At 71.4% G+C, this 10,404-nt stretch carries 9 protein-coding genes; 5 read left to right on the top strand and 4 right to left on the bottom strand.

The window, feature by feature from the left end; all coding sequences use genetic code 11:
* The first annotated feature begins 275 nt into the window (after positions 1-275).
* The 3 genes from FV233_RS26110 to FV233_RS26100 all read left to right on the top strand — a co-directional run bounded on the left by FV233_RS26110 (position 276) and on the right by FV233_RS26100 (position 3,823).
* Complete coding sequence (locus FV233_RS26110; RefSeq protein WP_147856579.1) at positions 276-467, top strand: hypothetical protein; 192 nt, start codon at positions 276-278, stop codon at positions 465-467.
* A 285-nt stretch (positions 468-752) separates the two neighbouring features.
* On the top strand, positions 753-2,162 hold the full coding sequence (locus FV233_RS26105) for a malonyl-CoA decarboxylase (protein ID WP_147856580.1): 1,410 nt from the start codon (positions 753-755) through the stop codon (positions 2,160-2,162).
* A 152-nt stretch (positions 2,163-2,314) separates the two neighbouring features.
* Positions 2,315-3,823 (top strand): malonyl-CoA synthase, encoded by a 1,509-nt coding sequence (locus FV233_RS26100; RefSeq protein ID WP_147856581.1) that lies wholly within the window; start codon positions 2,315-2,317, stop codon positions 3,821-3,823.
* Between the two features lie 50 nt (positions 3,824-3,873).
* Here the strand turns inward: FV233_RS26100 and FV233_RS26095 are convergent, their stop codons facing one another.
* From FV233_RS26095 to FV233_RS26080, 4 genes are all read right to left on the bottom strand, one after another.
* Positions 3,874-4,650, bottom strand: a complete 777-nt coding sequence (locus FV233_RS26095; RefSeq protein WP_147899248.1) for a hypothetical protein — start codon at positions 4,648-4,650, stop codon at positions 3,874-3,876.
* A gap of 92 nt (positions 4,651-4,742) precedes the next feature.
* Positions 4,743-5,114, bottom strand: a complete 372-nt coding sequence (locus tag FV233_RS26090) for a DUF3618 domain-containing protein (RefSeq protein WP_187277808.1) — start codon at positions 5,112-5,114, stop codon at positions 4,743-4,745.
* 5 nt (positions 5,115-5,119) lie between these two features.
* Positions 5,120-5,533 carry a phage holin family protein gene (locus FV233_RS26085; RefSeq protein ID WP_147855974.1) on the bottom strand — a complete coding sequence of 138 codons (414 nt, stop codon included), beginning with the start codon at positions 5,531-5,533 and terminating at the stop codon, positions 5,120-5,122.
* A gap of 4 nt (positions 5,534-5,537) precedes the next feature.
* Positions 5,538-6,047 (bottom strand): hypothetical protein, encoded by a 510-nt coding sequence (locus FV233_RS26080; RefSeq protein WP_147855975.1) that lies wholly within the window; start codon positions 6,045-6,047, stop codon positions 5,538-5,540.
* A gap of 480 nt (positions 6,048-6,527) precedes the next feature.
* Between FV233_RS26080 and FV233_RS26075 the strand changes: the two genes are divergently transcribed.
* Positions 6,528-7,949, top strand: coding sequence for a trehalose-6-phosphate synthase (locus FV233_RS26075; protein WP_147855976.1), 1,422 nt, complete (start codon positions 6,528-6,530; stop codon positions 7,947-7,949).
* A gap of 372 nt (positions 7,950-8,321) precedes the next feature.
* The coding region (gene glgX / locus FV233_RS26070) for a glycogen debranching protein GlgX (RefSeq protein WP_147899247.1) at positions 8,322-10,404 on the top strand (2,083 nt) is incomplete at its 3' end.

The following is a 10,404-nucleotide window of genomic DNA, read 5'->3' as shown; positions in this document are numbered from 1 at the left end:
GGTCCGTGTCGGGGAGGGAGGGGCGAGACCGATACGGGCAGAGCGCGCCGTCCGGCAAGCGCCGGCCCTGCAGCCCTCCGCCACGCCCCGTGCCCCTTCACGGGTCCGCGCCCAGCACCATATGCGATCGACGCGGTTCAGGCCGTCCGCGGCGGAAGCGCCGCCGACCGTGTCCCGGGTGCCGCATGTCATCAGGGTTCCTCACCCGGATACGGCTTTGGGGCTAACTTCGTTCCGCACGGCGACGTCGGAACCGCTGCAGCAGGGAGTACGGGATGCCGAACTACCGCGTCGAGTTCGCCCGGGAGATCCTCGGGGTGCCCTTCACCATCGGGTCCGTCGAGATCACGCGGGCCCGCGATCCGGAGCGCGCGCTCCGGGCGGCCGAACTCCGCTTCGCTCGCCAGCACGGCCTCGGCGACTGGCGGGAGCGGGCCGACCTCGCCACCCTGGCCGAGCGCCTCTGAAGGGCCGCGTCGCATCCTCCCCGAACGCCGTCGTTCGGGACGGTGCATGGTGAACCCCTGGTTCCGCCCGTCACACGGTGTTCGTCTTCGAGTTGCAGGATGGGTGTCCCGTCGTTTCGTGCGACCGCTCAAGCTCTGGTCGTGACGGCTGCGCCACCATAGAATGGCGGACGGAACCGGAAGCCGCCGCGTCCCCCTGCGTGACGGGGCGGCGGCGCCCCGCTCCGCAGACCGGCGGACGGGGCCGGAGAGACGTCAGGTCCGACAGGGGTCAGTGCGAGGGTCATGGCGGCGATCTCCTTCTTCGGCGACCTGCTCCAGACCATCAGCGAGCGCGGCCGCGACCTGATCGGCATCGGACGCGGCGAGATCGGCGGCCGCGCCAGCGCCGGCGAGCTGGTCAAGCTGTGCGAGGACCTGATCTCCCGGCGCGGCGAGGCCTCCGGGGTGGCGCTGGCCCGGCTGATCCTCGACCGCTACGCCAGCTTCGGCCAGCCGGAGCGCCACGCCTTCCTGCGGGCGATCGCGCTGGATTTCGACGCGGACCACGCCGCCGTCGACGAGGCGATCGCCGCCTACCGGGCCGATCCGACCCGCGCCCGCCTCGGCACCCTGCACGAGGCTGCCGAGCCGCGCAGCCAGGAGCTGATCCGCCGCCTCAACCTCGCCCGCGGCGGCACGCTGAGCCTGGTGCGGATGCGCGAGGATCTGTTCGACCTGCGCAAGGCGCTGCGGACCGGGACCGAGGCGGACCCGGCGGTGCTCGATGCGGTCGATAGCCTGGATTCCGATTTCGAGCACCTGTTCGCGTCCTGGTTCAACCGGGGCTTCCTGGTGCTGCGGCACATCGACTGGACCACGCCGGCGCATATTCTGGAGAAGATCATCCGGTACGAGGCGGTGCACGCGATCTCCGGGTGGGACGACCTGCGCGCCCGGATCGAGCCGCCGGACCGGCGCTGCTTCGCGTTCTTCCACCCGGCCCTGGCCGACGAGCCGCTGATCTTCGTCGAGGTCGCGCTCACCGAGCAGGTCGCCCCGGCGATCGCCCCGATCCTGTCGCGGGAGCGCAAGCCGCTGCAGCCGCGGGCGGCCACCACGGCGATCTTCTACTCGATCTCCAACTGCCAGAAGGGGTTGGCCGGCGTCACCTTCGGCAATTTTCTGATCAAGCAGGTGGTGGAGGATCTGACCCGCGAGGTGCCCTCGCTCAAGACCTTCGTCACGCTCTCGCCGGTGCCGGGCTTCGCGGCCTGGCTCGCCCGGGAGCGCCGGGCCGACAGTCCGCAGGGGCTGCTGCCAGAGGACGTGGAGATCCTGCGGGCCCTGGACGATCCGGACTGGCACGCCGACAAGGCCCGGGCCGAGGCGGTGCGCAAGGCGCTGATCCCGGCCGCGGCCGCCTATTTCCTGCGCGCCAAGAACGAGCGCGGGCGCCCGCTGGACCCGGTGGCCCGGTTCCACCTCGGCAACGGCGCCCGGCTGGACCGCATCAACTTCCTCGGCGACACCGCGAAGAAGGGGCTGGCCCAGTCGCACGGCCTGATGGTGAACTACCTCTACGACCTCGCGGCGATCGAGAAGAACCACGAGACCTACGCCAATCTCGGCACCGTGGCGGCTTCGCCGGCCGTGACCCGGGAGTTGCGGACCAAGCTGCCGCCGCCGCGGGCCGTGGTGCTCGCCGAGGCGTGAGCCGGGGGCTTCCTGCACCCTGGAGGGGATATCGGTTCGAGCATCGACGGCCAGTGAACGTCATGGCGGAGAGCCGGCCCCGATTGCGGGGCGGTTGCCAACGGTTCTATGGCTGCCTGAACCCGATGGCCCGTGATAGCTCCAGCCTCACGATGACGAACCACCTCTTCTCCCTGGTCCGGGACGGCGTTCCGGATCCCGCCAAGATCGCGATCGAGACCCCGGAGGGGCGTCGCTACAGGTACGCGGACCTGATCGCTCGCTCCGGCGCCTACGCGGCGGCCCTGCGGGCGGCGGGCGTGCGGCCCGGCGACCGGGTGGCGGTCCAGGTCGAGAAGAGCCCAGAGGTGATCTTCCTCTATCTCGGCGTCGTGCGGGCCGGCGCCGTGTTCCTGCCGCTCAACACGGCCTACACCCCGGCGGAGATCGAATATTTCCTAGGCGATGCCGAGCCGACGATCTTCGTCTGCGATCCGGGCCGGCGCGACGCCCTCGCCGGAGCCGCCTCCGGCATCCGCGAGACCTGGACGCTGGATGCCGCGGGGACCGGCAGCGCCGCCGAGGCCGCGGACCGGCAGGCCACCGATTTCACGGACGTGCCCCGCGGCCCGGAGGATCTCGCCGCGATCCTGTACACCTCGGGTACGACCGGGCGCTCCAAGGGCGCCATGCTGACCCACGACAACCTCGCCTCGAACGCCCGCACGCTGGTCGAGATCTGGCGCTTCACCGCCGACGACGTGCTGATCCACGCCCTGCCGGTGTTCCACACCCACGGGCTGTTCGTGGCGACCAACACGGTGCTGGCGAGCGGCGGCACGATGCTGTTCCTGCCGCGCCTCGACCCGAAGCTGATCCTGAGCCTGATGGGCCGGGCGACCGCCCTGATGGGCGTGCCGACCTTCTACACGCGCCTCCTGAAGGAGCCCGGCCTCACCCCGGAGGCCGCGAAAGGCATGCGGCTGTTCGTGTCGGGCTCGGCGCCGCTGCTCGCCGAGACGCACCGGGACTGGCAGGCCCGCACCGGCCACGCCATCCTCGAGCGCTACGGCATGACCGAGACCAACATGAGCACCTCGAACCCTTACACGGGGGACCGGGTCGCCGGCACGGTGGGATTCCCGCTGCCGGGCGTATCCCTGCGGGTGGTCGATCCCGAAACCGGCGCGGCGCTGGGTCCGGATGCGGTCGGGATGATCGAGGTCAAGGGCTCGAACGTGTTCAAGGGCTACTGGCGGATGCCGGAGAAGACCGAAGCCGAGTTCCGGCCGGACGGCTTCTTCATCTCCGGGGACCTCGGCAAGGTCGACGCCCGGGGCTACGTCCACATCGTCGGGCGCGGCAAGGACCTGATCATCTCAGGGGGCTTCAACGTCTACCCCAAGGAGGTCGAGACCGAGATCGACGCCCTGCAGGGCGTGGTCGAATCCGCGGTGATCGGCCTGGCGCACCCGGATTTCGGTGAGGCCGTCACAGCCGTGGTGGTCGGCGGCGCGAACGCACCGGACGAGGCCGGCGTGCTGGCGGCTCTGGAGGACCGTCTCGCCCGGTTCAAATGCCCCAAGCGCGTGCTGTTCGTGGACGAGTTGCCCCGCAACACCATGGGCAAGGTCCAGAAAAACCTGCTCCGTGAGGCGCATGCGGGACTGTATCGAGCATAAAAGAAACCGCCCGCTGGCCACGGGGCCAGCGGGCGGTTTCTTCGTCGTCATCAGAGGTTATGCGCGGTCCGCTCGTTCTCCGGTGGCGTGTGGCCGTCGGAATCCGTGGCCTTGCGGACCGCGGCGTTGAGGTTGTCCGGGTCGAGGGCGGTCTGAACGAACTCGCGTCCCATGCTGGTCACCTCGCGAGCGTAGCGCAGACCCTGGTCGCGGACCTCGTCGGCCCACGGACCGATGTTGCGGTCCTCCTGGCGGGTGCGCGGCAGCAGCGCGCCGAGCAGCAGGCCGGCGGCGACGCCGACGACGCCCACCAGCAGCGGGTTGTCGTCCACGAAGCGCTCGACCGCGCTGCGGCCGCGCTGGAGACCGTCGATCCCCTGGGTGGTGATGTCGTCGAGCGCCCGCAGGTTGCGCTTGTGCAGCGCCCCGGCACGCTCCCGGGCGTCGTCATAGGCCGAAGCGGCCCGCGCGCGGGCCTGGTCGGCGGCGCTGCCGAGGCGGTCGCCGATGTCGTCGGCCAGCTCCGATACGGTCTGGCGGGCCTGTCCGGCGAGATCGCTGGCGCGCTCGCCGGCCGCCTGAGCGTTCTCCCGCGCGGATGCCGCCGCATCGATCGGCCGGGTCGCGGCGCCGGGCGGCAGCGGGTCGTGCAGGCCGCGCGGGTCGGGGCGGAGCGTGAAGTCGCCGGCCGCCTCGCCGGGAGCCGGACGCGGATCGCCGTGTCCGGCCGGATCGGGCCGCAGGCTGCTGTCGCTCGAGCCGGTCGGCATGCCCGCCGCGGCGGCGAGCTGATCGGGGAGGCTGGACGGATTCGGCTTGTCGGTCATGGCGGTGTCCTCGGATGTCCGTCGCGGCGGCGCCCGGGAGGCGCTGCCCCTCCCGGCTCTCCGGCCGGGCGCGGGTCGTCACGGTTCGGGTGTCAGATGTCGGTCTTCTCGAGGGGATCGCGGGCCGGGCGCGCCGTCGGAAGATCGGGGTCGTAGCCGCGGGCCGCACCGGTGTTGAGCGTGGCCACGCGCTCGGCCGAGACCTGGGTCCGGCGGCGCTCGGAATCCCGGGCCATCCGGTTGAACAGCAGCCCCACCCCGGCGGCGATCAGCAGGACCGGCACCGGGTTGCGGCGCACCGCCTCCAGGGCGCCGTCGTAGACGCCGCTCAGCGCGGGCGTGCGCCGGGCGTTGCCCAGCATCTCGTCCACGATGTTCGGGACCGAGAGCTTCCCCTGGATCTGGTCGATCGTCTCGTCGAGCCGGGCCCGGCTCGCCTCGATTTCCTTCTCGAGGTCGGTCATCGAACTCATCCGGACACGCGCTCCGACAGGGCCTGGGCATCCTGGCGCACCTGGCGCGTCGTACGCGTCGGCGCCAGGGTGGAGAGGGACAGGACGCTGCGCGCCCACAGGGCCATGCCGACGGCGATGACCAGCAGCACGCCGCCCACGATGAGCGCCGACAGCCATTCGGAGCCCACGATGGTGGCGAGCCACTTCACGAACGCGCCGATCAGGACCAGCAGGGCGACCACGGCGAACACCGCGGAGCCGACCATGCAGGCCAGGCCGACGATGAGCTGGCGGACGTTGCCCGCCATCTCGGCGCGGAACAGCGCGATCTCCTTGCGGGCGAGCTCGTTGGTCTCCCGCAGCGCGTCGCCGATCAGGCTCTGAATGCTGGAGGCGCCGGTCTGGCGCGGATCAGGACCCTGGGCCATGGTCTCAGGCCCGGAAGCTGTCGCGGGCATCGCCGTCCGGGGCGTCCGGCGGCAGGCTCGACGACTTGATGAACCGGGCGGCGATCAGGCCGGCCACGAAGGTGCCCACCGCCACCGCCACCGGCGCGCGCCGGGCGAAGGCCTCGGCCTCGCCATAGAAGTCGCCGAGGCTGCGCCGCTCGATCGAGGAGCCGAGCTGCTCGAGGCCGTCGGCGGCGCTGTCGAAGAAGGCGCGCACGTTCGGCTTGTCGCCGAGGTCGCGGCCGGAATTGCGGATCGTCTGCGCCAGTTCGTGGACCGACTGCGCGGCGTCGCCCTTGCGGCGCTCGACGTAGTCCTGGGCCTGGAGACGCGCCGCGTCGATCAGGCCGCGGCCGCGCTCGGCGGCCTCGTCGGCCAGACCCTCGACGTCGCCCTGCAGCGCGCGCCACTGGGCGCGCTCGCCGGGGCCATCGTGCAGCGGATCCTTGAGCGGGTCCTTCGGCGCGTCCTGCGGGAACTCGTTGCCGGCCATCTCGAAAACACTCCTCGCGGCGCAGGGATGGTGCCGCTCGCGGCGACCGCGGCCCCCGCGATGGCTGAGTAACCGGTTGGGCTGTCACCGGTTCCGGCCGATCCGGAACGACCGCCCCGCGCGGGTTCGAGGCCGCCGCTCAGCCGGCGTTCAGGCGCGGTCTGGCAGAACCGCCACGCTTGCACGACGGCGACGCTTCGGCCACCCTTCAACATGCTCCGGGCTTCCCTTCGCGTTGCCTTCGAAGGCTGACCGGACGGCGTCGGAGGCTTTCGGAACCCGGCGGCCGGCACCGGACAGGGCGGCGATCCTGTCCGGCGCGGCGGCGTGCTCGACTTGACCCGCGCCCGGCTTCACGCTTGGGTTGCTTCGACAAAGGATCGCGCAGGGACTCCGCGCGTTCTGCTATAAGAGAAGTCCCGATGCAGGCGCGGCGAGGTCCTCGACGCGGACCGCGCCCATGATCCGGAGCCGACCCGCGTGGCACGCCTTGTGATCGTATCGAACCGCGTCGCCATCCCTGAGGATGGCGGGAAGGCGGTTGCGGCGGGCGGCCTCGCGGTCGCCGTGAAGGAGGCGTTCACCGCCTACGAGGGGCTGTGGTTCGGCTGGAGCGGCAACATCACGGAGGAGCCCTCCGAGGAGCCGACGCTGATCGACCGCGGCCGGGTCCAGTACGCTGTGGTCGACCTCTCGCCGCAGGACCACCTGGAATATTACGCCGGCTTCGCGAATCGGGCCCTGTGGCCGATCATGCATTACCGGCTGGGGCTCGGCGCGTTCTCGCGCTCGGATTACGCCGGCTACAGCCGGGTCAACCGCACCTTCGCCCGGGCGCTCGCCAAGCTGGTCGAGCCCGACGACATCATCTGGGTGCACGATTACCACCTGCTGCCGCTGGCCGCCGAGCTGCGCGGCCTCGGGCTCGACAACCCGATCGGCTACTTCCACCACATCCCCTGGCCCGCCGCCGACGTGTTCAACTCGCTGCCGGCCAGCACCGAATTGCTGCGCGCCATCGTCGATTACGACCTGATCGGCCTGCAGACCGAGGCCGACGTCCAGAACCTGCAGCGCAACCTGGTCGACACCCAGCGGGCGATCCCGCTGGGCGGCGGCTCGCTGATGGTCGACGGGCGCCGCACCCGGATCCGCGCCTTCCCGATCGGGATCGACGTCGCCGGCTTCAAGGAGGCGGCCGAGAAGGCCAACGCCAACAAGGTGGTGCGCGAGACCATGGCGGGCCTGCGCACCCGCAAGCTGCTGATCGGCGTGGACCGGCTCGACTATTCCAAGGGCGTGTCCGAGCGGATGGAGGCGGTGGAGAGCTTCTTCGCCTCGAATCCGGACCAGCGCGGCAACGTCACCTACATCCAGATCACCCCGAAATCCCGCAGCGAGGTGCCGGAATACGAGCAGCTCGCCCGGGACGTGAACGAGAAGGTCGGCGAGATCAACGGCGCGCTGGGCGACCCGGCCTGGACGCCGATCCAGTACATCACCAAGGCCTATCCGCGCCCGGTCCTGGCCGGCCTGTACCGGGCGGCCCGGGTCGGCCTGGTCACGCCGATGCGCGACGGCATGAACCTCGTCGCCAAGGAATACGTGGTCGCGCAGAGCGAGGACGATCCGGGCGTGCTGGTCCTGTCGAAATTCGCCGGCGCGGCCCGGCAGATGCCCGAGGCGCTGCTGGTCAACCCCTACGACCGGTTCGAGGTCGCCGAGGCGATCCGCTCCGCCCTGTACATGCCCAAGGCCGAGCGGCTGGCGCGCTGGAAGCCGATGGTCGAGCGCATGACCCGCGAGGACGTGGATTGGTGGGCCCGCAACTTCCTGTCGGAGCTGGAGAACTTCCGCACCATGGAGCGCGAGGCGCCGACGACGGCCGCGGCCGCCGAGTAGCCGGTTCTTTTGCGCTGACGCCGACGATGTCGATACCGCTTTGAGGCGCCATCGCCCTTGCAGGCCGCGCCGCGCCCCCTCTCCCGTGCGGGAGAGGGTTGGGGTGAGGGACCAGGTCTTTCCGGAAAACGCGCATCCCTCACCCAGCTCTCTGCGAGAGCAGACCTCTCCCGCACGGGAGAGGGGACGCGGGCCTCATCCGGCCGACGACGTGATCGTAGTCCCCGTGCAGGTCCGTACCGCCCGCGAGCCTTGCGGGGACGGGGCAAGGCGCAGTGTTCCAAGCGACTTGCCGTCGGCCCCGATGGCTGACCTCGCTCGCCGGCGCCGGCACGCGCATCGCCCCACCTCCCAGAAAACTGGACTCCGCCCATGATCGCCGTCGATGACGGGGTGCCGGCGCCGCTCGGCGCGCATTTCGATGGGCGCGGGGTCAACTTCGCCCTGTTCTCCGAGCACGCCACCGCGGTGGACATCTGCCTGTTCGAACCGGGGGAGCGGCACGAGACCCGTACGGTCCGGCTGCCCTGCCGCACCGACGACGTCTGGCACGGCTACCTGCGCGGGGTGCTGCCGGGCCAGCTCTACGGCTACCGGGTGCACGGCCCCTGGGATCCGGCCAACGGCCACCGGTTCAACGCCTCGAAGCTGGTGCTCGACCCCTATGCCAGGGAGATCCGGGGCCGGATCCGCTGGCACGACGCGCTCTACGGCCACCGCCGGGGAAACGAGAGCCGGATCGACCGGCGCGACAGCGCGGTCTACATGCCCAAGGGGGTGGTCACGGCCCCGGAGGTGCCCGACCTCGCGCTGGCCCCGCTGCGCCGGCCGCTCACCGAGACCGTGGTGTACGAGGCCCACGTCAAGGCGCTGACCCGCACCCATCCCGCCATCCCGGACGCGGAGCGCGGCACCTACGCGGCCTTGGCCCACCCGGCGATCATCGCGCACCTGGTCAAGCTCGGGGTCACCGCCCTGGAGCTGCTGCCGATCCAGGCCTTCGCGGACGACCGCTTTCTGGTCGAGAAGGGGCTCGTCAACTTCTGGGGCTATCAGCCCCTGGGCTACTTCGCCCCGGATCCGCGCTACCTCGGGGAGGGCGGGCTGGGCGGCCTCAAGGCGGCGATCCGCGAGCTGAACGCCGCCGGGATCGAGACCTGGCTCGACGTGGTCTACAACCACACGGCCGAGGGCGACCACAGCGGCCCGACCCTGTCGTTCCGCGGCATCGACAATGCCAGCTACTACAAGCTCGACCCCGCGGACCGGCGCCGGACGATCGATTGCACCGGCTGCGGCAACACCCTCGACGCGAGCCACCCGCGGGTGATGCAGCTGGTGCTCGATTCCCTGCGCCACTGGGTCACCGCCTACGGCATCGCCGGCTTCCGGTTCGACCTCGCCACCAGCCTCGGGCGCGCGCCGCTCGCCTTCACCCCGCAGGCGGCCTTCTTCCAGGCGGTGGCGCAGGATCCGGTGCTCGCCCGGGTCAAGATGGTGGCCGAGCCCTGGGACATCGGGGAGGGCGGCTACCAGCTCGGCGGCTACCCGCGCGGCTGGAGCGAGTGGAACGACAAGTTCCGCGACGCGGCCCGGGGCTTCTGGAAGGGCGATTCCGGCACCCTGGCGAAGCTGACCCAGGGGCTGACCGGCTCGCGCGAGGTGTTCGCCCCGTCCCGGCGCTCGCCGCTCGCCAGCGTCAACTTCATCGCCAGCCACGACGGCTACACCCTGGCAGACACGGTGGCCTACGAGCAGAAGCACAACGCGGCCAACGGCGAGGACAACCGCGACGGCCACGGCCACAACGTCAGCTGCAATTACGGCGTCGAGGGCGACACCGACGACGTGGGCATCCTGGCCGTGCGCGCCCGCCAGAAGCGCAACATGCTGGCCACGATGATGCTGGCCCAGGGCGTGCCGATGCTGCTGATGGGCGACGAGCGCTCCCGCAGCCAGGGCGGCAACAACAACGCCTACGCCCAGGACAACCCGATCAGCTGGATGGACTGGACCAGCGACCCGGACCCGCAGCTCACCGGCTTCGTGGCGAATCTCCTGGCCCTGCGCCGGGCCCAGCCGGCCCTGCGGCGGCGGAGCTTCTTCACCGGCGCCCCGGTCGCCCCCGAGGCGCCCCTCCGGGACGTGCACTGGCTCGCCCCCGAGGGCACCGAGATGGAGAACCACCACTGGGCCGACGACGGCCTGCAGGTGTTCGGCATGCAGATCGGCAACGACGGGGACGGCGACCGCCTGCTGCTGCTGTTCAACGCCGGGGTGGAGCCCCTCGACTTCCGCCTCGCCCCGGTGATCGGCGGCCCCTGGCAGCCGGCCTTCGACACCGGCGAGGCCGCCGGCACGGTCCCGCCGGGCGCCCCGTCCTACGGGCCGGACGCGCCGGTGCCGCTGCCGGGCCGCTCGGTGCTGGTGCTCACCGCGGCGGGCGGGGGGGCGG

The organism is Methylobacterium sp. WL7 (assembly GCF_008040085.1).
In the GTDB taxonomy this organism is placed as follows: domain Bacteria; phylum Pseudomonadota; class Alphaproteobacteria; order Rhizobiales; family Beijerinckiaceae; genus Methylobacterium; species Methylobacterium mesophilicum.
Note: the sequence above shows the minus strand (reverse complement) of the source record. Positions and strands in the feature narration are given on the sequence as shown.